Genomic DNA, 22,703 nt, shown 5'->3' on the forward strand with positions numbered 1-22,703 from the left:
AACACCTTCGGCTGCCCGTAGGTCACACGTCGTAGCGGATGGTGAGGGGCGCGTGGTCGGACCAGCGCAGATCGTAGGCGGGCGCCTTGTCGATGACGAATCCGCGCGCGGTCTCGGCGAGCTCCGGCGTGGCGAACTGGTAGTCGAGACGCCAGCCGACGTTGTTGTCGAAGGCGCGGCCGCGCTGGCTCCACCACGTGTACGGTCCCTGGATGTCGCCGGCGAGGTCGCGCATCACGTCGACGAACTCGTACTCGTCAAGCCACCGGTCCACGTAGGCGCGCTCCTCGGGCAGGAAGCCCGCGTGCTTCACGTTGCCCTTCGCGTTCTTGATGTCGAGCGGCGTGTGCGCGATGTTGAAGTCGCCGCACAGCACGGCCTGGCGTCCGCCCTTCGCCGCCTCGTCACGCAGTTCGCCCATGCGCGTGAGCATCGTGTCGAGGAAGCGGAACTTCTGCGCCATCTTCGTCGCGTCGTCGGCGTTGCCGGCGTGCACGTACACGCATGCGACGGTGATCGAATAGCCTTGCGGGGTGACGACGTCCGCCTCGATCCAACGGCCCGAATCGACGTCCTCGTCGAGGCCGGGCAGACCGTGACGCACGGCGGTCACCTCCAGATCGGAGAGCAGGGCGACGCCGGCGCGGCCCTTGACGCGGCACACCTCGTTGACGCGGTGCAGCGCGGCCGGGCCCTCGACGCGGCCCGCCTCCGCGTAGTCGGCGGCGAGACCGTCGAGGATCGGGTCGAGCTCGGCCTGCGGGGCGCGCACCTCCTGCATGCACCACACGTCGGGCGTGTTGCGTCGCGCCCACTCCTCCACGCCCTTGCGTTTCGCCGCGCGGATGCCGTTCATGTTCGATGTCGTGATGGAGATCATGCGGCTCACTATACGGGCATGCATGACGAAAGGCCCCCTCTCACTCGTGTGAGAGGGGGCCTTTCGTCATGCATGCCTAATCTCTCCCCCACCCGGCTTCGCCGGGAGCCCCCTCGTCAGAGGGGGCCGAGGGAAAGGACTAAGGCTCAGTCGAGGCCGAGCTGGAGCTTGCCGCCGGGGATGGCATCGAGCAGGTCGCGGGTGTACTGCATCTTCGGGTGGTTGAACACCTCGTCGGTGGTGGCGTGCTCGACCAGGCGGCCATGCTGCATCACCACGACCTCGTCGGCGATCTGGCGGACGACGGCCAGATCGTGGGTGATGAACAGGTAGCTCAGGCCCTTCTCGGCCTGCAGGTCGTTGAGCAGGTGCAGCACCTGGTCCTGCACGAGCACGTCGAGGGCGGAGACCGCCTCGTCGCACACGATCACGTCCGGGTTGAGGGCCATGGCTCGCGCGATGGCGATGCGCTGGCGCTGGCCGCCGGACAGCTCGTTCGGGTAGCGGGTCATCACGGACTCGGGCAGTTCGACCATGTCGAGCAACTCGCGCACGCGCTTGGCGCGGCTCGTCTTGTCGCCGATGCCGTGGATGCGCAGCGGCTCCTCGATGGAACGGTAGATCGAATACATCGGGTCGAGCGAGCCGTACGGGTTCTGGAACACCGGCTGCACGTGGCGGCGGAACTCGAGGAGCTCCTTGCCCGTGAGGGAGGCGATGTCCTTGCCCTCGTAGAGCGCCTTGCCGGAGGTGGGCGTCAGGAGCTTCAACACCATGTTCGCCACGGTGGACTTGCCGGAGCCGGATTCGCCGACGATGGCCAGCGTGGAGCCGCGCTTGACGGAGAAGGACACGTCGTCGACGGCCTTGAACATCTCCTTCTTGCGCGGGAGCTTGAACTCCTTGGTCAGATGGTCGACGACGATGACGTTCTCGCTCTTCTCGAGCTTCTCCTCGCCGACGACGTGGTGCTCGAGCAACGCGTCCGCATCCTCGCCGCGCTCGTGCGCGGAGATGATGCGCTGGGAGGCGAGCGACGGGGCGGCCGCGACAAGACGCTTCGTGTACGGGTGCTGCGGGTGCTGGAGCACTTCGAGCGACGGACCGGATTCGACGACCTGGCCCTTGTACATCACGACGATGTGCTGGGCGCGCTCGGCGGCGAGGCCCAGATCGTGGGTGATGAACAGCACGGCGGTTCCGAGCGAGTCGGTGAGCATGTGCAGATGGTCGAGGATCTTCTTCTGCACGGTCACGTCGAGCGCGGAGGTCGGCTCGTCGGCGATGAGCAGGTCGGGTCGGCAGGCGAGGCCGATGGCGATGAGCGCGCGCTGGCGCATGCCGCCGGAGAACTCGTGCGGGTACTGGCGGGCGCGGGTGGCCGCGTCGGGCAGGCCGGCCTCGCTCAGCAGGCCCGCGATGCGGTCGTCCACGGTGGAGCCGGTGACGTGGGCCTTGGCGATCGCCCATGCCTTGTCGTCGGCGACGCCGGCCTTGATGAGGTCGTCGGCGACGCGCCAACGGGTCTCGGAGCCGGGCACCCACTCGCCCTTGAAGTAGTCCATGGACTTGGCGACCGCCCCCTCGCCGACGCCGGCCTCGGCCAGCGCGGCCTTGGCGGCGTCGAGCAGGGCGGGCAGCTCGGCGGATCCGACGAACGTCTCGTCGTCGTTGCCCTTGAGCTCGACGTCCGCCTCCTCGCCGGCCAGGGCCTTGGCGAGGGCGGAGCGCTTCTCGTGCGCCACGTCCATGTTGTTGGCGGTGAGCGCCTCCTTGACCTGCGTGCCGATGCGGTACACCGGATTGAGGTTGCTCATCGGGTCCTGCGGGACGAGGCCCATCTTGTCGCCGCGCAGCTTGTCGAAGTCCTTCGGCTTCAGGCCCGTGAGCTCCTGGCCGTCAAGCTTGATGGAGCCGCCGACCACGTGGCCGGTGCCGGGCAGCAGGCCGAGCACGGCCATGGCGGATGTGGACTTGCCGGAGCCGGATTCGCCGACGATGGCCACCCACTGGCCAGGGTAGACGGAGAAGGACGCGTTGCGCACGGCGTGCACGGCGCGCTTGTCGTCGGTGGTGAAGTCGATGGCGAGGTTCTTCACCTCGAGCAGCGGGCCGTGGGCCTTCTGCATCTCGACGATCTTGGCATCGTTCGTGTTTTCCATTTGTCTTCCTACCTCACACTCAGGCCGTGCGGCTCTTCGGATCGAGGGCGTCCTTGACGGCGTCGCCCATCATGATGAAGCTCAGCACGGTGATGGCCAGCGCCACGGACGGGTAGAACAGGACCATCGGGTTGGTCATCAGGTTGACCTGCGCCTGCGAGATGTCGCCGCCCCAGCTGACGGTCGTGGTCGGCAGGCCCACGCCGAGGAAGCTCAGCGTCGCCTCGGACACGATGTAGGAGCCGAGGGACGTGGTGCCGATGACGATGATCGGGGCGAGCGCATTCGGGATGATGTGGTGGAACAGGTTCCTCATCGGCGTGGAGCCGAGCGCGGTGGACGCGGTGTTGAACTCGAGGTTCTTCGCCTCCATCACCGAGCCGCGGGCGATACGCGCGGTGGACACCCAGCCGAACAGGGCGAGCACGAGCACGACCTTCCAGATGGAGGTGGAGGTGCGGAACATCTGCAGGACGACGATGGCGCCCAGCAGGAACGGGATCGAGTAGAAGATGTCGATGATGCGGCTCAGCAGCGCGTCGACCCAGCCGCCGCAGAAGCCGGCGACCGCGCCGATGAGCGTGCCGATGGCCACGACGATAATCGTGGTCAGCAGGCCCACGGACAGCGAGGTGCGGGTGCCGTAGACGGTGCGTGCGAACACGTCGCAGCCCTGGAAGTCGTAGCCGAACGGGTGGCCGGCCTCGGCGGGCTCGAGCGAGTTGTCGAGGTTGCAGTAGTTCGGGTCGATCTTCGTGATGATGCCCGGGAAGAGCGCCACGAAGACGATGCACACGATGAGCACGCCGGAGATGATGAACAGCGGGTTCTTGCGCAGCGTGCGCCACGCGTCGGCCCACATGCTCGTGGCGGGGGCGGATTCGTCGACCTTGTCGACGGCCTGCAGCGGGGTCTCGTCGAGCGGGGCGACGTAGCGCTCCTGGCCGGGCAGCGTCTCGTAGACGGCGGGTTTGGTTTCGTCGGTCATGATGTCCTTTCCTCCCTCGTCACTCGTAGCGGATGCGCGGGTCGAGCGCCGCGTACAGCAGGTCAACGATCAGGTTGCAGATCACGAACACGAGCAGCAGCAGCGTGACAATGGAGACGACGAGGTTGCCTTCGCCCTTGAGGATGCTCTGGTAGGTGAGGAAGCCGACGCCGTGGATGTTGAAGATCTGCTCGGTGATCATGGCGCCGCCCATGAGCGCGCCGAGATCCTGGCCGAGGTAGGTGACGACGGGGATGAGCGAGTTGCGCAGCACGTGGCGGACCATCACTGACTTGTTCGACATGCCCTTGGCGCGCGCGGTGCGCACATAGTCGAGGGCGATGTTCGACGAGACCTCGGAACGGGTGAGTCGGATGATGTACGCCATCGAGACCGATCCCAGCACCATCGCCGGGAAGAGCAGCTCGGTGAACGTCGGGTTGGCACTGGCCGTGACGGGGATGAGGCTCCACTGCACGCCGAGGAAGTACTGGCCGGCGAAGCCGGTGACGAACGTCGGCACGGAGATGAGCAGCAGGGAGACGATCAGGATGACCGAGTCGTACCACTTGCCCTTCTTCAGTCCGGAGATGATGCCGAACACCACGCCGAAGACCGCTTCGAAGACGAACGCCATGACCGCCAGCTTGATGGTGACGGGGAACGCGCGTCCGATCTCGTCGATGACCGGCTGCCCGGCGAACGTGTTGCCGAAGTCCAGCGTGAACGCGTTCTTGAGGAACAGCAGGTACTGGATGATGAATGGCTTGTCGAGGTTGTATTCGGCGCGGATCTGGGCGGCGACCGCTTCGTTGACGGGCTTGTCGCCGAACATCGCCTTGACCGGATCACCCGGCAGCGCGAAGACGAGCGCATAGACCAGAAGCGTCGCACCGAGAACCACGGGGATCATCTGCAGGATACGGCGCAGAAGATATTTGCCCATCGGTTTCTCCTTGTTTCACGGACCGGTGCGTGACGCCGTTCGGATGCGCCTTTCGGGCGCGTCGAAGCCGCCCTGGCCGGTCGCTCAGTACCCCGTTAGTTTACCCTATGTGCCGACACGAATGTTTCACAATGATGAATCACAGGTGGACGGGATACGACGAAGGGGACGGAACCCGGATGGGTTCCGTCCCCTTGTGGTCTCGATTCGAGAGACGAATCGGATCAGGCGAGCGTCAGGCTCACTTGGTCAGCTCCTCGTAGACCGGCAGGTTCTGCCAGTTCATCTCGAAGCCCTTGACGCTGGTGCTCGCAACGCCGGCGGCGTTGGAGTAGTACAGCGGGATGGCCGGCAGGTCGTTGAGGAGGATCTCCTGCGACTGCTGGTAGATCTTGTTGGCGGCGTCGGTGGTCTTGGCGGCGTAGGCCTCGTCCATCAGCTTGTCGAACTCGGCGTTCTTGTAGTCGCCGTCGTTGGAGCCGTTGCCGTCCGCGGCGGCGGAGGCGTACAGCTGGAACAGGTAGTTCTCGGCGGACGGGTAGTCCGGCTGCCAGCCGGTGCGGAAGGCGCCCTTGATCTGGCGGTTGGTGACCGCGTCACGGAACTCCTGGAAGGTCGGCATCGGGTTGGTGGCCGCGTCGATGCCCAGGTTGTTCTTCAGCTGGTTGACGATGGCGTCGTAGATCGGCTTGGCGCCGCCGTCGGCGTTGTAGGCGAAGGTGAGCTGGCCGTCGTACTTGGAGATGGCGTCGGCCTTGGCCCACAGCTCCTTGGCCTTGGTCGGGTTGAACTCGAGGTTGCCCTCGCCCTTGAGGCTGCTGGAGTAGCCCGGGGTGAGCGGGGAGGTGAAGTCCTTGGCCGGGGTGGCGACGCCGCCGAGGACCTTCTCGGTCAGCTGCTTGCGGTTGATGGCCATGGAGATGGCCTGGCGACGGAGCTGGCCCTCCTCGGTGTTGGTCTGGAAGTGCTCGAGGTTGGACGGGATGGTGAAGGTCTGGGAGACGGAGCCGGCCTTGTTGTAGGCCTGGACCTTCGGATCCTTCTGGAAGGTCTTGGTGGCGGAGGCCGGGACGGACTCCATCACGTCGAGGTTGCCGGCCTGGATGTCGGCGTAGGCGGCCTTGTCGTCGGTGTAGATCTTGAAGGTCACGCCGTCGTTCTTGGCCACGTCATTGCCCTTGTAGTCGGGGTTCTTGACGAGGTCGATCTCCTTGTTGTGATCCCACTTGGAGAACTTGTACGGGCCGTTGCCGACCGGGGCCTCGCCGAAGGCCTTCGGATCCTTGTAGAAGGATTCCGGCAGCGGGGCGAACGCCAGGTAGCCGACCTTGATCGGGAAGGTGGCGTCCGGCTGGGACATGTCGACGGTGAAGGTGTGGTCGTCGACGACCTTGAGGCCGGAGAGCTGCTCGTCGCCCTTCAGGTTCTTGGCGTCCTGCAGCTCGTTGAAGCCCTTGATGGTGGAGAAGAAGGAGGAGCACTTCTGCGCGTTCTTCGCGTTGGCGGTGTAGCTCCAGGACTTGGTGAAGGACTCGGCGGTCACCGGGGTGCCGTCGGTGAACTTCCAGCCGTCCTTGAGCTTGATCGTGTACTGGGTGGCGTCGTCGTTCGGGGTGATGGACTCGGCCACTTCGTTGGAGGCGTTGCCCTTGGCGTCGAAGGAGACGAGGCGGGCGAACAGCAGGTCGCCCGGCTTGCCGCCGCCGGTCTCGTTGGTGTTGCCCGGGATCAGCGGGTTCTGCGGCTCGGAGGCGTACGAGGTGATGATGTTGTTCGAAGCGGTGCTGCTGCCGGCGTTGTTCGAAGAGCCGCAGCCGCCCAGCATGGTCGCGACGGCGCACACGGCCGCGGCGATCGCGAAGGCTTTCTTCTTCATATGGATTCTCCTGTTTCATCCGGGCGCGGGGGTTCCGCGCCCTGTCACGCGAAGGGGGCCGGTGGCCTCACGGCCAGCCAACCCCCTTGCTGATCGCGTCCCATTGTGCCGCAGAACGGAGACGTTGTGTTACCGAATTGCGAATATTCGGTGAAAGACCTTGGCGTTTCCTGCCGGTTCCGTCCCGGTTCTCCGGGAATCACGTCATCGTCGCCGCCGTTCCACATTCCGGACATCGTCGGCCGCGCCCGCGCCGCTCCCGGATCACGCGCGCGGGAACGCCTGCGCGTAGCGCGACTTCAGCTGTTCGATCGAGACGTGCGTGTAGCGCTGCGTCGTCTTGAGCGAGGAGTGGCCGAGCATCTCCTGCACCTCGCGCAGGTCCGCTCCCCCGTCGAGCAGGTGCGTGGCGGCCGAGTGGCGCAGCGCGTGCGGCGAGACGTCGGGCACGCCGGCGCGCCGCGACGCCTCGTGCACGACGCGGCGGACGATGCGCTGGTCGAGCCGCCCGCCGCGCGCGCCGAGGAACAGCGCGGCCGCGGCGTCCGCACGCGCGTCCCGCCCGGTGTCGCGACGTGCCGTTTCCGTTCGCCCGTCGCGAACGGAACGCCGTCCGTCGCCGCGCGCGCCATGCGCGTCGCGCGACGCGGCCGCCGCAAGGACGGGCGGCCGGCCGCGTCCGATCCACCATTCCAGCGCGCGCGACGCGGGCAGTCCGAACGGCACGACCCGCTGCTTGTTTCCCTTGCCGGTGACTCTGACGGTGCGGTTCGCGAAATCCACGTCCGTCAGGTCGAGTCCGACGAGTTCGGCCACGCGGATGCCGGTCGCGTACAGCAGTTCGAGAATCGCCGCGTCGCGCAGACGCATTGCCTCGCCAAGGACTCCGTCATCGGCGGCGCCGCCGTCCCGCGTCACGCCGCCGGCCGCCGCACGCCCGTCGCCGCCGTCGTCTCCTGCGCCGCGGGGCACGCCGTGCGCCCGCTCCTCGACCTCGCCCATGAGCCGGGACGCCTGCGCTTCGGTGAGCACGGCGGGCAGGGTGCCGGGGATCTTCGGCGTCATCAGCATGGCGGCCGGATCGGTCGCGGTCACGTCATGCCCGTGCGCCCACGCGAAGAACCGGCGTACGGCGACGGTCTTGCGCGCCATGCTGGAGCGCGCGTGCGAGCGCGACTCGTGCGCCATCCACGCGCGCAGGTCGTCGAGCGTCACCTCGTTCAGATCCTCGACGCCGCGCAGTTCCAGAAGATGCAGGCACTCCCCCACGTCCGTCCCGTACGCCTTGAGCGTGTTCGCGCTCAGCCCGCGGTTCGCCCCGAGATACGCGAGGAACTCCCGCAACCGGTCGTCGAAGCGCATGCCGATCCTTTCCTCCATGCCGTTCTCCGATAGACTATAACCGTTCGCGATAGTGGGAAATGGGGCGGCGATGGCACGACATGCGGCACGACGGAACGGGAATCGGAACGACGTCGGACGACGCGACGACGGGGAGGTCGTGGCGCGGGCCATCGACCTGACGAAGACATACGGCGACGCGGACGCGCGCGTCACCGCCCTCGACCATGTGGACGTCGCGTTCACGCGCGGCGAGATGACCGCGATCATGGGGCCGTCCGGCTCAGGCAAGTCCACGCTCATGCACATGATGGCCGGGCTCGACACGCCCACCTCGGGCCGTGTGCTGGTCGAAGGCCTCGAGGTCTCGTCGATGAGCCAGCGCCAATTGACGAAGCTGCGCCGCGACCAGATCGGCTTCATCTTCCAATCGTTCAACCTGGTGCCCACGCTCACCGCGGAGGAGAACATCCTCCTGCCGCTGCAGATCGCGAAACGGCCCATCGACCGTGCATGGTTCGACAAGGTCGTCGACGTGGTGGGCCTGCGCCCGCGCCTGAAGCACCGGCCGAGCCAGCTGTCCGGCGGCCAGCAGCAGCGCGTCGCCTGCGCGCGTGCGATCATGGCGCGCCCCTCCGTGATCTTCGCGGACGAGCCGACCGGCAACCTCGACTCGCGGTCCAGCCGCGAGGTGCTCGGATTCCTCAAGGATTCGGTGCGCGAGTACGGGCAGACGATCGTCATGGTGACGCACGATCCGCGCGCCGCCTCCTACGCGGACCGCGTGCTCGTGCTCGCCGACGGGCGCATCACCCGCGACCTCAGGCACCCGACGTACGAGGAGATCCTCGCGCAGTTCGCCACCGAAGGCGACGAGGCGCGGGGACCGGAGGGGGACGAGGAGGCCGCATGATCCGTATCGGGCTGCGTGACGCGCGGGCGCATCTGTCGCGGTTCGTCATGTCGATCATCGCGATCGCGTTGGGCGTCTCGTTCGTGGTCGGTTCGTTCGCGTTCCGCGCGATGATGAACGACCAGGTCGACCAGATGCTCGGCTCGAACACCGACGCCGACGTGTACGTGCGCGGCGTCAAGGAGAAGAAGGACGACGCCGCGACGACGGGGACAGGCTCGGACTCGTCCTCGTCGTTGAAGACGTACAACGACATCGACGTGTCGCTCGCCGACGACATCGCCAAGGTGAAAGGCGTCGAGTCAGCGGGCGTCACGTATTCCGTGTCCGGTTCGCTCGTGCTCGTCGCCAAGGACGGCAACGCGGTCTCCACGATGGGTTCGCCGACGATGGGCATCGGCCTGGAACAGGGTACATGGCGGTCCACGCATCTGACCAAGGGGCGCTGGGCGAAGGACCGTCACGAGATCGCCCTGCACGCGTTCGCCGCCGAGACCGCGGGGCTCGCGGTGGGCGACACGACGAAGCTCGTCTACCCGTCCGGCCCGGAGGACGTGAAGGTGGTCGGCGTCTTCGATACCGACGTCTCGCAGGCGGGCGCGATCATCATCGGCCTCGCCCCGTCGGTCGCACGCGACCTTCAGCAGGAGCAGACCGGCGAAATCGGCGTCACCCAGGTCATCGGCGTGTATGGTTCCGCCGACGGCGGCGCTCCCCTCGACGACGCGCAGCAGCGGGAGCTCGCCGAACGCATCGACGACGCGCTGCCGAAGGACGCGAAGGCCACGGCGATCACCGGCGACCAGCTGCGCGACGAATACTCGCGGTCCATCAAGGACCAGTTGGGCTTCATCCAGCCGCTGATCCTCATCTTCGGCATCATCGCCCTGTTCGTCGGCTCGTTCATCATCGCGAACACGTTCTCGATGATCGTGCGCGAATCGATGCGCGGCTACGCGCTGCTGCGTTCGGTGGGCGCCTCCCCCGCGCAGGTGTTCTCCACGGTGATCGTGCAGGCGCTGCTGCTCGGCCTGATCGGTTCGGGCGCGGGCATCGCGCTCGGCTGGGGCATGGTGCGCCTCATCGTGTTCGGACTCGCGCAGGCGGGCACGCCGATGACCGGCGCCGCCGATCCGGGCCCGACGGACATGCTCGTTGGCCTCGTCGTCGGCCTCGCGGTCACGCTGGTCGGCGCGGCGCTGCCGGCGCGCAGGGCGGCGACCGCGCCGCCCATCCAGGCGATGAACGAGACCGTGAACCCGGAGAAGCCGGTGCTGCCGCGCGGCGTCGCCGGAGCCGCGATGATCGCGTTCGGCTCCCTGTGCTGGGTCTTCTGCCACCGCATCGCAGCGGCGGGCGACGGAGGAGAGCCGACGCCGATCGCGTTCCTCAACGATCTGGCGTCGCGGTTGGGCGTCGGATGGCCGCTCGGCGCGGGCGCGGCGCTCATCGTCGTCGGCGTGATCGTGCTCGCGCCGGCGCTGGTCGGCCCGGCCGGCGTCGTGCTCGGATGGGTCCCCGCGCACGTGTTCCCGGTGACGGGACGTCTCGCCGCGCGCAATCTGACGCGGCAGAAACGGCGCACGGCGAACACGGCGGCCGCCCTGTTCGTCGGCGTCGCGATCGTCAGCTGCCTCGGCGTGGTCGCCTCGTCGGCGAAGGCATCGGTCGCCGGCATCGTCGACACGGGGCTCAAATCCGATTTCACCGCGATGAGCGCGTCCTCCGGTCGCATCCCCGACGAGGCGGTCACGGCGATCAGGAAGACCAAGGGCGTCGCCTCCGTGTCGCAGAGCCGCATGCTCATGGGCGTCACCTACGGTTCCGGCGACGACGCGGCGCAGGCGATGACGTTCGCCGAACAGCCGTCCCTGTTCTCGAAGGTGTTCGCGCCCGTCGCGAACTCCGGCGACGCAGACAGGGCGCTCAGGTCCGGCGAACTCGTCGTGGGGCTGTCCGTCGCGCAGGACAACGGCTGGAAGGTCGGCGACACGGTGCAGGTCAACGGCCGGCGCGTCGTCGTCGACGAGGAGGCGACCGCGAAGGCGCAGGCCGACTATCAGGCGAAGCTCATGGCCGGGCAGGCGCAGCCGGTCGACCCGTCGACGCTGGTGCGCACGACCACCGAGACCACGCATGTGAAGATGAAGGTCGGCGCGGTCATCGAGAACTCCGTCTACCGGTCGATGGTGCTGATGAATGACGAGCGCGCGGAGCAGATCAACAACGAGAACACGATGTTCACGATCATGCTGTTCATCAACGCGGCTCCGCACGCGGACACGGCCGCGGTGAAGAAACGTCTCGTCAAGGCGGTCAAACCGTTCTACGTCATCACCGTGCAGGACCGCGACGAGTTCAAGTCGACGATGTCGACGATGGTCGACCAGATCCTCATCATCCTGTACGCGCTGCTCGCCCTGTCGATCGTCATCGCCGTGTTCGGCATCGTGAACACGCTCGCCCTGAGCGTGTCGGAACGCACGCGCGAGATCGGCCTGCTGCGCGCGATCGGCACGTCGCGCGGGCAGGTGCGCGGCATGCTCGCGATCGAGGCGTCGCTGATCGCCGTGCTCGGCACGCTGCTCGGCGTCGTGACGGGCGTCGCGGCGGGCGCGGTGATCCGCGAGGTGTACGCGTCGAACGGATTGGAACGGTTGTCGGTCCCATGGGGCCAATTGGGCGTGTTCCTCGCCGCGTCGATCCTCGTGGGCGTCGTGGCCGCATTGCCGCCGGCGCGACGCGCGCTGAAGGTGCCGGTGCTCGACGCCGTGGCGACGGACTGAACGGAGGAATCGGGGAGTACAGTGGCAGATACCGGACATCGACGTCCGGAACGGACCATGCAACGGATCATTTCGGGGAAAGGACGAATCATGGCATTGCCGAGGCAGATACCGTCGGGCGCACGCGTCGTCGTGCGCGTCATCGAGGGCGTGGACCCGGCCGACGGACGCACCAAGTTCCGCGACTACGTGGGCCACGTGCTCGGCTGGGACGGGCGCACGCTCGAACTGTCGCGCGACGCGGCCGCGAACGGCTCGCGCCCGCAGCAGCACGTGACGATCGACGCGGACACGATCGCCACGCTGAAACCGGTGCCGGAGCGGCCGCGGACGAGGCCATAGGGAAACTCCGGTCAGACGGCGGAGCGGATTTCGGCGCGAGCGGCGTCGGGGCCGTCGAAGGCGATGATGTGCTCGCCGCGACGGGCGGAGGCGAGCAGTTCGCCGCGCCAGTCGCCGGCCGGGTCGATATGCAGCTCGACCGTCTCATATGGCTCCCGCTCCCCCGCCTGCCGCGCGGCAATGGCGCGTTGGGCGGCCTTGTAGTCGCGGAACGGCTGGCCTTCGGCGAAGAAGCCGAGCATGTCGGTCTGGGCCTGCGCGCCGACGGCGATGTCGCGGGCGTCCTGTTCGCCGTGCAGCAGGTTCGCGACCTTGAGCAGCCGGGAGGCCACGTCGCGCAGCAGCCGTTCGACGTTCTCGGCGTCCTCCTCGACCATGGCGCGCGTGCGGTCCGGGTCGGTCAGGGCGACGCGCGTCATGTCGCGCCAGCTGCCCGCGGCGAGCGCGGCCGCGATGTTGCGGTCGGGGCTGGCGACGAGCGTGTTGATCATCGCGGTGGCGACGACGTGCGGCATGTGGCTGATAAGCGCGGCCGCCTTGTCGTGCGTGTCGTCGTCGAGGACGATCACGCGGTCGCCGACGCCGGCGGTGATGAGCCGGGCGACATCGAGGAACCGCCGGTAGTCGGTCGTCTCGTCGACGGTGATGGCCCACAGGGCGTCGTCGTAGAGGTGCGGGTCGGCGGCCGCCCAGCCGGACAGCTCGTTGCCGGCCATCGGATGCGCGCCCACGTAGCGGTCGCCGAGCCTGGCGGCCTTCACCTGGTCGCGCACCATGCCTTTGACGCTGCCCACGTCGGTGAGCGTCACATCGAGGCCGGGGGTGCCGTCGATCAGGGGTTTGAGCACGGCGAGGATGGCGGGCATCGCCTTCAACGGGTTGCACAGGATGATCGTCGAGGGTCGCGCGGCGACGAGCGCGTCGAGCGTCGGCGCGCAGCGGATGCCGGCCTTCTCGGCCTCGGCGTACGGGTGGGGGCGGTGGTTCCATGCGACGACGTCGATGCCGCGGGAGACGAGCCTGCGGGCGAGCGAGCCGCCGATCAGTCCGAGCCCGATGATGCCGATCGGCCCGGCGGATGCGGGCGTGCGATGTCCGGCGGTCGTGGCGGCCATGTCGATCGTGGCGGTCGTGTCTACCACAGCAGTTCCCTCCTCGTGGTCTCGTCCTGTTCCCAGTCGTCGCTGATGCGCGTCGCGTCGAGATGCACGCCGCCCTGCGGCAGCCTCCACGCCTCGACGGGCGGGTTGGAGCGTTCGCGCCGCGGGTAGACGGCGAGCGTCTTCAGCCAGATGCCGTGCGCGGCGAGCGTCGCGAGCACGTCGCGGAAGCGCGGCTCCCACGGCGCGGCGTCGAGCGTGTCGATGAAGCTGTACGTGCCGTCGTCGCCTTTGATGGGGCGGGACATGAAGCTGGTCATGTTGAGTCCCGCGTCGCGCAGGATGTCGAGCACGTTGGCGACGACGCCGGGGCCGGTGACGAGCGGGATGAACGTGATGATCGTCTCGAAGTCGGTTTCGCGCGCGCGTGCGCGGTCGTTCGACGCGCGCACGTCGTCGCGCCTGCCGAGGACGAGGAAGTCGGTGTGCGCGCCTGCGAAGTCCTGCACGCGCGCGGCGAGCGTGTCGAGTCCGTAGAGTTCGCCGCAGATGCGCGGCCCGAGCGCGACGCCGCCCGGCTGAAGGTCGCGGCAGGCGGCCGCGTTCGACGACGCGGGTGTGGGCGTGAGATGGTGGTCGGCGATGAACCGCTTGCACTGGGCGAGGCCGTGCGGGTGCGCGGAGACGGGAATCGCGGCGGAACCAGCACCGTCGGCGGTTTCCCCGGCGTCGCGCGCGGCGAGAGGATCGTCGCCGCGTCGCGTGAACGCGTCGAACGCGACGTCGACGCGCACGCGCGCGAGGCCGGCGACGTCGGTCGCGTCGATGAGCGCGTCGAGGTTCGGCACGACGTAGCCTTCGACGTTGTTCTCCCAGGCGATGACGCCCAGGCCGCGGCCCGAGCGGACGGCCTCCATGATGGCGGGGACATCGGGCAGGGGGACGAGGTCGAAGCCCGTCTCCCCCGTCGTCTCATCCGCGAGCTGCACGGCGGCCTCCATGGCCGCCTGATGCGTGAACGTGCCTTCCGGCCCGAGATAGAACAGGGTTTCGCGTGTCATAGGACACCACTGTACCGTCACTCGCCCTTCGGGGCGGGGATGCGGAACCATGATGCGGGCGGGACCAGCATGGCGACCTGCACGAGAATCACGCCGTACAGCCAGATGTAGCCGGCGTGCTGGCTGAAGAACGTGGTCGGCGTGCTGAATCCGGCGACGACGAGCGCGTCGCTTCCCGGGCCGGGGACGAGGGCGAGGCCCCAAGCGACGGCCGAGGAGACGATGAGATGCAGGGCGAGGCCGGTCACGCCCTGGCGCGCGCGGGCGCAGTATGTCGACAGGGCGATGATGAGGAACGCGAGCAGAAGCCCGTAGGGGACGTTCGAGGCCGCGCCCATGCGGTGCGCGAGCGTGCCGACGAACGCGGCGCCCGCGCCCGCGAGCAACGTGACGACGGTCCGGCCCAGAGGACCGAACCGGTGCGACCACGGCCGCCCGTCGGAGCCGGCCGTGGTCTTCGCGCGCTCCGTCACTTCGTCACTTGCCCTGCTGGGCGGCGTTCTGGCGACGCTGCTTGGCGCGCCACTTGTACCAGTCCTCGCGGCCGAGGATGATCTTGCGCACGCGGATGGACTCCGGGGTGACCTCGACGCACTCGTCCTCGTTCGCGAAGTCGAGGGACTCCTCGAGGCTCATCTTGATCGGCGGGGTGAGGGTCTCGAGCACGTCGGCGGTGGAGGAGCGCATGTTGGTCATGTGCTTGGCGAGCGTGATGTTCACGTCCAGCTCGTCGGGCTTGTTGTTGACGCCCACGACCTGGCCCTCGTACACCGGGGACTGCGGCTCGACGAAGAAGTTGCCGCGCGCCTGGAGACGCTGCATGGCGTACGGGGTGGCGACGCCCTTGCGGTCGGAGACCATCGAGCCGTTCTGGCGGATGGTGATCTGGCCAGCCCACGGCGCGTAGCCGGCGGAGATGGAGGAGGAGATGCCGGTGCCGCGGGTGGCGGAGAGCAGCGCGGTGCGGAAGCCGATGAGGCCGCGGGACGGCACGGTGAACTGCAGACGCACCCAGCCGGAGCCGTGGTTGGTCATGCCGTCCATGCGGCCCTTGCGGTCGGCCATGAGCTGGGTGACGGTGCCCATGTACTCCTCGGGCACGTCGATGGTGGTGTTCTCCATCGGCTCGTTGATCACGCCGTCGATCTTCTTGGTGACGACCTGCGGGCGGCCGACGGTCAGCTCGTAGCCTTCGCGGCGCATCTGCTCGGCGAGCACGGCCAGCGCAAGTTCGCCGCGGCCCTGCACCTCCCAGGCGTCCGGACGGTCGGTGGGCAGCACCTTGATGGACACGTTGCCGATGAGCTCGCGGTCGAGGCGGTCCTTGATCATGCGGGCGGTGAGCTTGTGGTCCTTGCCCTCGGTGCCGGCCAGCGGGGAGTCGTTGACGCCGAAGGTCATGGAGATGGCCGGGTCGTCGACGTGGATGAGCGGCAGCGGCTTCGGGTCGTTCGGGTCGACGATGGTCTCGCCGATCATGATGTCGTTGACGCCGGCGACGGCGACGATGTCGCCGGGGCCCGCGGACTCGACGGGCTGGCGCTCGAGGCCCTGCGTGCGCAGCAGCTCGGCGACGCGGAAGTTCTCGATGGAGCCGTCGACGCGGCTCAGACCGTAGGTCTTGCCCTTCTCCAGAGTGCCGTTGTAGATGCGCACGAGGCCGAGACGGCCGAGGAAGTCGGAGGAGTCGATGTTGGCGACGTGGGCCTGCAGCGGCGCGCCCTCCTCGTACTCCGGGGCGGGGATGTTGGAGATGATGGCCTCGAACAGCGGCTCGAGGTTGTCGTTGTCCGGCAGCCCGCCGTTCTCCGGCTGGTTGGCGGAGGCGTAGCCGGCCTTGGCGGCGCAGTAGATGACCGGCATCTCGAGCAGCTGGTCGAGATCGAGATCGATGCCCTCGTGCTGCACGTCGTCGGCTAGGCCGAGCAGCAGGTCGGAGGTCTCGCCGACGACCTCCTCGATGCGGGCGTCCGGACGGTCGACCTTGTTTACGCACAGGATGACCGGCAGCTTCGCCTCGAGCGCCTTGCGCAGCACGAAGCGGGTCTGCGGCAGCGGGCCCTCGGAGGCGTCGACGAGCAGGACGACGCCGTCGACCATGGAGATGCCGCGCTCGACCTCGCCGCCGAAATCGGCGTGGCCGGGGGTGTCGATGATGTTGAGGGTGATGCCCTCCGGGTGGCCGTACTTGGCAGCCAGCGGGCCGGTGTACTCGACGGCCGTGTTCTTCGCGAGGATGGTGATACCCTTCTCGCGTTCCAGATCGTTGGAGTCCATCACGCGATCCGGCACTTCCTCGCGCTCGTTGAACACGTGGGACTGCTGGAGCATCGCGTTCACCAGCGTGGTCTTGCCGTGGTCGACGTGAGCCACAATCGCCACATTACGGATATCACCGCGAACCGCCATCGAAACCTCTCTTGATTGATTCTGTTTGTTCTTGTCGCGTAACCGCGCGGCGCGGGGCCTGTCCCGCGCGCCGCCCTCCCGACAGTATGGACAGCATGGATTGGTCCAACCTGTGTGTGCACACAAACCGCACTGATGATAGCCGGAAGGCTTGACCGCGGTCGCGGTCAAGCCTTCCGATGAACGGCGCTCAGTCGCCCAGGTCGAGCACGGCCGGCTTGGAGCCGTCGTGCACGAAGTACACGTCGTACCAGGTGAGGAACGTGTAGATGGTCCAGATGCGGCGGCGGTCGTCGGTCTTGCCGGCGTAGTTGTCGTCGAGCATCTTGAGGATCGCGTCCTGGTCGAAGAACTCGTTCACGTAGTCGCGCTCGAACACGGAGCGCACCAGCTTGTAGTACTTCTCCTCGCGCAGCCACTTCTTGATCGGCACGGGGAAGCCGAGCTTCTCGCGGCTCTTCCACTCCTCGGGCAGGTGGCGGCCGGCGGCCTGGCGGAACGCGTACTTGGTGTTCTCGTCGTTGATGAGCCACTTGGTGGGCACCTGCTCGGCGACGCCCATGAGCACCTTGTCGAGCAGCGGCACGCGCAGCTCGAGCGAATGGGCCATGGTGAGCTTGTCCGCCTTGAGGAGGATGTCGCCGGGCATCCACTGGTGCATGTCGAGGTACTGCTTCTTCTTGAGCTCGCTCAGCCCCTTGCCCTCGATGCGGGCGTAGGTCTTGTCGACGATGCTCTGCACGCTGGGCGCCTTGCGGTACGCGGGCTTCAGGATGCGGTCGGACTCCGATTCCTCGAACACGCGGGCCTGGCCGATGAAGCTCTCCTCGGCGGGCGCGAGGTTCGCGTACAGGTGCCATGCGCCGTGGAAGGTCTTGCCCTTGCACCAGCGGGCGATGGCGTGGCGGGCTCCGGCGGGCAGGTGGGTGAGCCAGCGGGTGACGACCTTGATGACCTTCGACTTCGTGTGCACGCCGTAGTCGATGTAGCCGCCGAACAGCTCGTCGGCGCCCTCGCCGGAAAGCACGACCTTGACGTCGTGCGCGGCGAGCTTCGAGAGGAAGAACAGCGGCACGCAGCTCGGGTTGGAGTCGGGCTCGTCGAGATGCCATTGGATCTGCGGGAAGGCGCTGAACGCCTCCTCGTCGGTCAGGGCCTCGGCCGTGTTGTTGAGCTTGAGGATCTCGGCGAGTTCGCCGGCCTGCTGGCTCTCGTTGTAGGTGCCCTTGCCGAAGCCGATCGAATACGTGTGCTGCGGGCGGGCCACGGCGGCCACGTAGCTGGAGTCCACGCCGGAGGAGAGGAACGAGCCGACCTCCACGTCGGCGATCTGGTGGGCCTTGACGGATCCCATGACCGTGTCGTCGATGGTGTCGACGAGATGGTCGAGAGTCACGTCCGACTCGCGGAAGCGCTCGTCGTAGTAGCGGTGGATGTCCATCTTCCCGTCGCGGTAGGTGAAGTAGTGGCCTTCGGGCAGCTTGAACACGCCCTTGAAGAAGGTCTCGGCGAACGGCGGGTACTGGAAGGTCATGTACGGCTTCAGCGCCTCGCGGTTGAGCTCCTTGACGAAGTCGGGGTGCTGCAGCAGGCTCTTGATCTCGGAGGCGTACATGAACGTGCCGTTCATCTTCGCGTAGTAGAAGGGCTTGATGCCGAAGTGGTCGCGCGCGCCGAACAGCTCCTTCCTGGTCTTGTCCCAGATCACGAAGGTGAACATGCCGCGGATCTTCTGCAGCAGCTCGACGCCCCACTCCTCGTAGCCGTGCAGCAGCACTTCGGTGTCGGATTCGGTGGTGAACGTGTGCCCGGCCTCGATGAGCTGGGCGCGCAGCGGTTGGTAGTTGTAGATCTCGCCGTTGAACGTGATGACGAGGTTGCCGTCCTCGTTGTAGATGGGCTGCTGGCCGCCGCCGAGGTCGATGATGCTCAGGCGCCGGTGGCCGAGCGCCACGTACTCGTCCACGTACTTGCCTTCCGAATCGGGTCCGCGGTGGGCGATGATGTCGGTCATCCGCTTGATGACCGGGCACTTGACGTCGATCGGGTCGTCGTTGACGAATCCGGCGATTCCGCACATAAGGTATTCCATCTCCTCGGGGTTGATTTCGACTGCCAATACCCTACCAACGCGATGTGACGGTCCTGTGCATCGCCGCCGGCGCGGTCATCGCCTGCGAAGTTACCGGCGGCGAAGCTCCGACGACTGAGCCGCATAGCGGAAAGCCCGGTGGGCTTTCCGTAGGCGAAGTGAGCGGTTTACCGCGAAGGCTGCCTGCGGAGTTCCGCAGGCAGCACGAAGTGCATGGTCTCCTTGGTGGTCTCCACGGATTCGACGTCGGTGTAGCCGCGTTCGCGCAACGCGGCGATCACGCCGTCCACGTACTCCTCGGGCACGGACGCGCCGGAGGAGACGCCGACCGCCTCGACGCCCTCGAACCAGGTGGGGTCGAGGTCGCCGGCGTCGTCGACCCGGTGGGCGCGGCCGCGCTCCCCCAGCCCCTCCTGTGCGACCTCGACGAGGCGCACGGAGTTCGACGAGTTCGCCGACCCCACGATCACGACGCATCCGGAGCGTTCGGCGACGAGCTTGACGGCGGCCTGGCGGTTGGAGGTCGCATAGCAGATGTCCGAGCTGGGCGGCATCTCGATCCACGGGAAGCGGGCCTTTAGCGCGGCGATCGTGCCGGCCGTCTCGTCGACGCTCAGCGTGGTCTGGCTCAGGAGCACGAGCTTCGTATCCGGCGTGAAGTCCAGCCCCTCGACGTCGCGCTCGTGCTCGATCAGATGCACGTGCTCCGGGGCCTCCCCCACGACGCCGACCGCCTCGTCGTGGCCCTTGTGACCGATGTAGACGATCTCGTAGCCGGAACGCGCGAACCGCAGCACCTCGCGGTGCACCTTGGCGACGAGCGGGCAGGTGGCGTCCACCACGTTGAGCCCGCGCGCCTTCGCCTCCGCCTTGACGGCGGGCGACACGCCGTGCGCGGAGAACACGACCGGCACGCCAGCGGCGGCGGCCTCGTCGGGGATCTCGTCCAGCTCCTCGACGAACACCGCGCCCTGCGAGGCGAGATCCTCGACCACATGCTTGTTGTGCACGATCTGCCGGCGCACGTACACGGGCGGCAGATCGCCGTCCGGCGCGCCGTGCGAACCCTTGAGGATCGTGCGCACGGTGAGGATCGCCCGGTCCACGCCGGCGCAGAATCCGCGCGGATCGGCCAATACGATGCGTTTCGCCATGGGAATCAGGGACCTTTCTCGACTGTCGCGGGGCATCGGCGCGTCCGGCGCCGCCCTCCCTACTGGATGCACTCTACCGCACCGCGGGGCACCGCGACCGGCCGCGCCGCGCGCGATTCGCCGGCGACATGCGCGGCGCGGCGTGAAAATGGGGCTAGACTGGACGTGTTAGCGATAACGCAAGTTGTCGCGTACACTACAACAACCTCTATATTCACTCTGGAGTGAGATATATGGCCAAGAACCTTCCCCCGCGCACGGGACAGCAGTACACGATCACCCACGGCGACTACAAGGCCGTCATCACCGAACTGGGCGCGACGATGCGCGAAGTCACCTACAAGGGCAGGAACGTGATCGTCCCGCTCGGCCCGGACGACCCGGTCACCTGCTGCCACGGCCAGCTGCTCGTGCCGTTCCCGAACCGCATCGAAGCCGGCGTCTACACCTTCGAGGGCAAGACGTACGAGCTGCCGATCGACGAGCACGACAAGAACACCGCCATCCACGGCTACGGCTACCGCTCCTTCTGGAAGCTCGAATCCCTCACCGAGAGCTCCGTCACCCAGTCGTGGCGCGTGCCGTTCCTGCTCGGCTACCCGTTCGACGTGACCGTCACCGCGACGCACGAGCTCACCGACGACGGCCTGAAGATCACCGTCGAGGCCACCAACAACGGCGACGTGGACGCCCCGTGGGCGCTCGCCATCCACCCGTGGCTCGACAACGGCTTCAACGGCTACGGCGACGAGATCGACGGCCACAACGCGCAGTGCACGCTCACCGTGCCCGCCCGCACGCACGTCACCGTCGACGAGAACCTCATCCCGACCGGCACCGAGCCGGTGGACGGCACGAAGTACGACTTCCGCGAGCCGCGCCTGCTCACCGAGCAGCCGTACGACAACGCGTGGACGGACGTCGAGCACGCCGCCGACGGCACCGCGACCGCCACGTTCCACCGTCCGGACGGCCTGACCGTCCACGTGGGCGGCGACGAGACGGTCACCTCGTTCCAGGTGTGCACCGGCACCGGCTTCCCGGCGTTCAAGCACCCGGCGGGCACCGCCGTCGAACCGCAGACCGCCTACGCGAACGCGTTCAACACCGGCAAGGACCTCATCGCGATCAAGCCGGGCGAGTCCAGCGTGACGAAGCTGTTCATCAAGGCCGAGATCGACTGACGTCCCCTTCCACGGCACGCGCCGCGAACCGCCTGACGGGCATCGCCCGAAACGCGGTTTGCGGCGCGTCCGCGCTCTGTGGCATAATGCCGAAGGCTTATTTATCTTTCCAGTAAAGGAGTCCATCATGGGCATGCGCGGACGTAAGCGCAAGGATCGTCGTAAGAAGGCCGCCAACCACGGCAAGCGCCCCAACGCCTGATTCTTGTCTGTTCAAGACGCGGAAAACCCGCCTGAGCCTCGCGCCCAGGCGGGTTTTCTCATGTCCCCGGCTCCCTCTGATGTCCGAGTCCTCGGCTCCCTCTGACGAGGGAGCTGTCGGCGAAGCCGACTGAGGGAGAGACATCGCGAACGGAATCCCACATACCCCGCGCGAGGCACCGGCTCACTGCTCGCCGCAACAGTGGTCGAGGCACGTCTTCAGCCGCGCCTTGAGACATTCGGGCGCCGATTCGGGCCGCAGATAGGCGCGCAGCGCGGCGATCATCGCCTGCTCGCGCTCGGAGCAGCAGGTCGACGGGTCGAAGCACTCCCCCATGCCGGACGCGGCGACGTCCGGGGAGTCCGCGCCGACGACGCGCGTCTCGGCGATATGCACCTCGGTGCGGCTGACCGTCCCGTCCGCGTTCACGCGGGTGATGGAGACGCTGCTGACCTGCTCCACGGATCGCTCGTTCATCGCGTCCCCTTTCCCTTGCCGTCGGTTCCATTATCGCCGGAAACACCCGAACCGGCACGGCCGCGCCCCGACTTCGCCGAGGGTGAACCGGAGGCGGAGGACGGCTTCGCCGGCAGCTGCGAGCCGTACCCGCGCTCGCGCGCATAGGAGGCGAGCTCGTGCTTGAGCTGGGTGCGCGCGCGGTTGAGCCGGCTCATCACCGTGCCGATGGCGACGCCCTGCTCCTCGGCGACCTGCCGGTACGATTTGCCGTCGATCGCCGTGTCGATGAACACCTGCCGGCGCTCGGGGGACAGTTTCGCCAACGCCTGCATGATCTCCTCGGGCGCGAACGCGTCCAGATACTCGTCCTCCGCGGATTTGAGCCCATCCGAGGAATGCTCGGACGCCTCGTACAGGTCCCAGTCGTCGTATTCGCCGCTCGTATCGTTCGCCCGCTGCGGACGGCGCTTCGCCTTCGCATACTGGTTGAAGTAGGCGTTGCGTTCGATGGTGGTCATCCACGCCTCGAAGTTCGTCCCCGGGGTGAACGAGTCGAACGCCTTGAATCCCTTCTCGAAGGTGTCCTGCACGAGATCCTGCGCATCGTCCGGATCGTTGGTCAGGCGCATCGCCCGCCGGTACAGTGCGTCGAGCGCGGGCATGGCGAGCTTCTCGAAGCGCGCGCGGCGCTCCGCCATCGTCTCTTTCGTCTCGCTGGTCACGGTTGCCCATTGTAATCGCCGTCCACGGGATATCGTCGGCATCCTGCGACGGGAATCCAAGACACCTCCCAGCGAACGTCGAGATT

General features: G+C 67.3%; 19 protein-coding genes. 5 read left to right on the plus strand and 14 right to left on the minus strand.

All coding sequences use genetic code 11. The annotated features are described in order from the left end of the window. Window positions 1-22: 22 nt before the first annotated feature. The 6 genes from AC1AYX_RS01895 to AC1AYX_RS01920 form a co-directional block, all read right to left on the minus strand. Window positions 23-880, minus strand: coding sequence for an exodeoxyribonuclease III (locus tag AC1AYX_RS01895; RefSeq protein ID WP_476501901.1), 858 nt, complete (start codon window positions 878-880; stop codon window positions 23-25). A gap of 146 nt (window positions 881-1,026) precedes the next feature. After that, window positions 1,027-3,042, minus strand: a complete 2,016-nt coding sequence (locus AC1AYX_RS01900; RefSeq protein WP_476501902.1) for a dipeptide ABC transporter ATP-binding protein — start codon at window positions 3,040-3,042, stop codon at window positions 1,027-1,029. A 19-nt stretch (window positions 3,043-3,061) separates the two neighbouring features. Further along, complete coding sequence (locus AC1AYX_RS01905) at window positions 3,062-4,030, minus strand: ABC transporter permease (protein WP_476501903.1); 969 nt, start codon at window positions 4,028-4,030, stop codon at window positions 3,062-3,064. A gap of 19 nt (window positions 4,031-4,049) precedes the next feature. Then, window positions 4,050-4,976 (minus strand): ABC transporter permease, encoded by a 927-nt coding sequence (locus AC1AYX_RS01910; protein ID WP_476501904.1) that lies wholly within the window; start codon window positions 4,974-4,976, stop codon window positions 4,050-4,052. Window positions 4,977-5,217: 241 nt separating this feature from the next. Continuing rightward, a complete protein-coding gene (locus AC1AYX_RS01915; protein ID WP_476501905.1) occupies window positions 5,218-6,852 on the minus strand; it encodes a peptide ABC transporter substrate-binding protein in 1,635 nt (544 codons plus the stop codon). A gap of 264 nt (window positions 6,853-7,116) precedes the next feature. After that, complete coding sequence (locus tag AC1AYX_RS01920; protein ID WP_476501906.1) at window positions 7,117-8,232, minus strand: tyrosine recombinase XerC; 1,116 nt, start codon at window positions 8,230-8,232, stop codon at window positions 7,117-7,119. A 52-nt stretch (window positions 8,233-8,284) separates the two neighbouring features. Here AC1AYX_RS01920 and AC1AYX_RS01925 point away from each other — a divergent pair, with 52 nt between their 5' ends. The 3 genes from AC1AYX_RS01925 (at window position 8,285) to AC1AYX_RS01935 (ending at window position 12,234) form a co-directional block, all read left to right on the plus strand. After that, window positions 8,285-9,106 (plus strand): ABC transporter ATP-binding protein, encoded by an 822-nt coding sequence (locus tag AC1AYX_RS01925; protein WP_476501907.1) that lies wholly within the window; start codon window positions 8,285-8,287, stop codon window positions 9,104-9,106. Continuing rightward, window positions 9,103-11,892 carry an ABC transporter permease gene (locus AC1AYX_RS01930; RefSeq protein WP_476501908.1) on the plus strand — a complete coding sequence of 930 codons (2,790 nt, stop codon included), beginning with the start codon at window positions 9,103-9,105 and terminating at the stop codon, window positions 11,890-11,892. The genes AC1AYX_RS01925 and AC1AYX_RS01930 overlap by 4 nt, the downstream gene beginning before the upstream one ends. A gap of 90 nt (window positions 11,893-11,982) precedes the next feature. Continuing rightward, a complete protein-coding gene (locus AC1AYX_RS01935) occupies window positions 11,983-12,234 on the plus strand; it encodes a DUF6725 family protein (RefSeq protein ID WP_476501909.1) in 252 nt (83 codons plus the stop codon). Between the two features lie 11 nt (window positions 12,235-12,245). Here AC1AYX_RS01935 and AC1AYX_RS01940 read toward each other — a convergent pair whose 3' ends face one another. The 6 genes from AC1AYX_RS01940 to AC1AYX_RS01965 form a co-directional block, all read right to left on the minus strand. Beyond that, window positions 12,246-13,349 (minus strand): prephenate dehydrogenase, encoded by a 1,104-nt coding sequence (locus AC1AYX_RS01940; RefSeq protein WP_476502031.1) that lies wholly within the window; start codon window positions 13,347-13,349, stop codon window positions 12,246-12,248. 20 nt (window positions 13,350-13,369) lie between these two features. Beyond that, a complete protein-coding gene (locus AC1AYX_RS01945) occupies window positions 13,370-14,395 on the minus strand; it encodes a prephenate dehydratase (protein WP_476501910.1) in 1,026 nt (341 codons plus the stop codon). Window positions 14,396-14,412: 17 nt separating this feature from the next. Further along, entirely contained in the window at window positions 14,413-14,868 is a 456-nt protein-coding gene (locus tag AC1AYX_RS01950) for an alcohol dehydrogenase (RefSeq protein ID WP_476501911.1), read from the minus strand. Window positions 14,869-14,872: 4 nt separating this feature from the next. Next, entirely contained in the window at window positions 14,873-16,804 is a 1,932-nt protein-coding gene (typA, locus tag AC1AYX_RS01955) for a translational GTPase TypA (protein ID WP_476501912.1), read from the minus strand. 190 nt (window positions 16,805-16,994) lie between these two features. Next, a complete protein-coding gene (gene asnB / locus AC1AYX_RS01960; RefSeq protein ID WP_476501913.1) occupies window positions 16,995-18,884 on the minus strand; it encodes an asparagine synthase (glutamine-hydrolyzing) in 1,890 nt (629 codons plus the stop codon). 179 nt (window positions 18,885-19,063) lie between these two features. Then, window positions 19,064-20,050 (minus strand): 4-hydroxy-3-methylbut-2-enyl diphosphate reductase, encoded by a 987-nt coding sequence (locus AC1AYX_RS01965; protein WP_476501914.1) that lies wholly within the window; start codon window positions 20,048-20,050, stop codon window positions 19,064-19,066. A gap of 233 nt (window positions 20,051-20,283) precedes the next feature. Between AC1AYX_RS01965 and AC1AYX_RS01970 the strand changes: the two genes are divergently transcribed. After that, the gene (locus AC1AYX_RS01970) at window positions 20,284-21,234 is read left to right on the plus strand and encodes an aldose 1-epimerase family protein (protein WP_476501915.1); all 951 of its coding nucleotides are present in this window, start codon (window positions 20,284-20,286) and stop codon (window positions 21,232-21,234) included. Window positions 21,235-21,361: 127 nt separating this feature from the next. Beyond that, the gene (locus tag AC1AYX_RS01975) at window positions 21,362-21,436 is read left to right on the plus strand and encodes a 50S ribosomal protein bL37 (RefSeq protein ID WP_003817083.1); all 75 of its coding nucleotides are present in this window, start codon (window positions 21,362-21,364) and stop codon (window positions 21,434-21,436) included. A 183-nt stretch (window positions 21,437-21,619) separates the two neighbouring features. Here AC1AYX_RS01975 and AC1AYX_RS01980 read toward each other — a convergent pair whose 3' ends face one another. Together AC1AYX_RS01980 and AC1AYX_RS01985 are read right to left on the minus strand one after the other, a co-directional pair. Then, window positions 21,620-21,913: a hypothetical protein gene (locus AC1AYX_RS01980; RefSeq protein WP_476501916.1), complete on the minus strand. Its 294-nt coding sequence runs from the start codon at window positions 21,911-21,913 to the stop codon at window positions 21,620-21,622. Continuing rightward, window positions 21,910-22,593 carry a sigma-70 family RNA polymerase sigma factor gene (locus tag AC1AYX_RS01985; protein WP_476502032.1) on the minus strand — a complete coding sequence of 228 codons (684 nt, stop codon included), beginning with the start codon at window positions 22,591-22,593 and terminating at the stop codon, window positions 21,910-21,912. The genes AC1AYX_RS01980 and AC1AYX_RS01985 overlap by 4 nt, the downstream gene beginning before the upstream one ends. Window positions 22,594-22,703 lie beyond the last annotated feature (110 nt).

It is taken from the genome of Bifidobacterium sp. LH_419 (assembly GCF_056356955.1).

Bases quoted from the DNA above. Each gene is read 5' to 3' on its own strand.
- AC1AYX_RS01895 (WP_476501901.1), bottom strand. From the start codon at position 880: ATGATCTCCATCACGACATCGAACATGAACGGCATCCGCGCGGCGAAA.
- AC1AYX_RS01900 (WP_476501902.1), bottom strand. From the start codon at position 3,042: ATGGAAAACACGAACGATGCCAAGATCGTCGAGATGCAGAAGGCCCAC.
- AC1AYX_RS01905 (WP_476501903.1), bottom strand. From the start codon at position 4,030: ATGACCGACGAAACCAAACCCGCCGTCTACGAGACGCTGCCCGGCCAG.
- AC1AYX_RS01910 (WP_476501904.1), bottom strand. From the start codon at position 4,976: ATGGGCAAATATCTTCTGCGCCGTATCCTGCAGATGATCCCCGTGGTT.
- AC1AYX_RS01915 (WP_476501905.1), bottom strand. From the start codon at position 6,852: ATGAAGAAGAAAGCCTTCGCGATCGCCGCGGCCGTGTGCGCCGTCGCG.
- AC1AYX_RS01920 (WP_476501906.1), bottom strand. From the start codon at position 8,232: ATGGAGGAAAGGATCGGCATGCGCTTCGACGACCGGTTGCGGGAGTTC.
- AC1AYX_RS01925 (WP_476501907.1), top strand. From the start codon at position 8,285: ATGGCACGACATGCGGCACGACGGAACGGGAATCGGAACGACGTCGGA.
- AC1AYX_RS01930 (WP_476501908.1), top strand. From the start codon at position 9,103: ATGATCCGTATCGGGCTGCGTGACGCGCGGGCGCATCTGTCGCGGTTC.
- AC1AYX_RS01935 (WP_476501909.1), top strand. From the start codon at position 11,983: ATGGCATTGCCGAGGCAGATACCGTCGGGCGCACGCGTCGTCGTGCGC.
- AC1AYX_RS01940 (WP_476502031.1), bottom strand. From the start codon at position 13,349: ATGGCCGCCACGACCGCCGGACATCGCACGCCCGCATCCGCCGGGCCG.
- AC1AYX_RS01945 (WP_476501910.1), bottom strand. From the start codon at position 14,395: ATGACACGCGAAACCCTGTTCTATCTCGGGCCGGAAGGCACGTTCACG.
- typA (WP_476501912.1), bottom strand. From the start codon at position 16,804: ATGGCGGTTCGCGGTGATATCCGTAATGTGGCGATTGTGGCTCACGTC.
- asnB (WP_476501913.1), bottom strand. From the start codon at position 18,884: ATGTGCGGAATCGCCGGATTCGTCAACGACGACCCGATCGACGTCAAG.
- AC1AYX_RS01965 (WP_476501914.1), bottom strand. From the start codon at position 20,050: ATGGCGAAACGCATCGTATTGGCCGATCCGCGCGGATTCTGCGCCGGC.
- AC1AYX_RS01970 (WP_476501915.1), top strand. From the start codon at position 20,284: ATGGCCAAGAACCTTCCCCCGCGCACGGGACAGCAGTACACGATCACC.
- AC1AYX_RS01980 (WP_476501916.1), bottom strand. From the start codon at position 21,913: ATGAACGAGCGATCCGTGGAGCAGGTCAGCAGCGTCTCCATCACCCGC.
- AC1AYX_RS01985 (WP_476502032.1), bottom strand. From the start codon at position 22,593: ATGGCGGAGCGCCGCGCGCGCTTCGAGAAGCTCGCCATGCCCGCGCTC.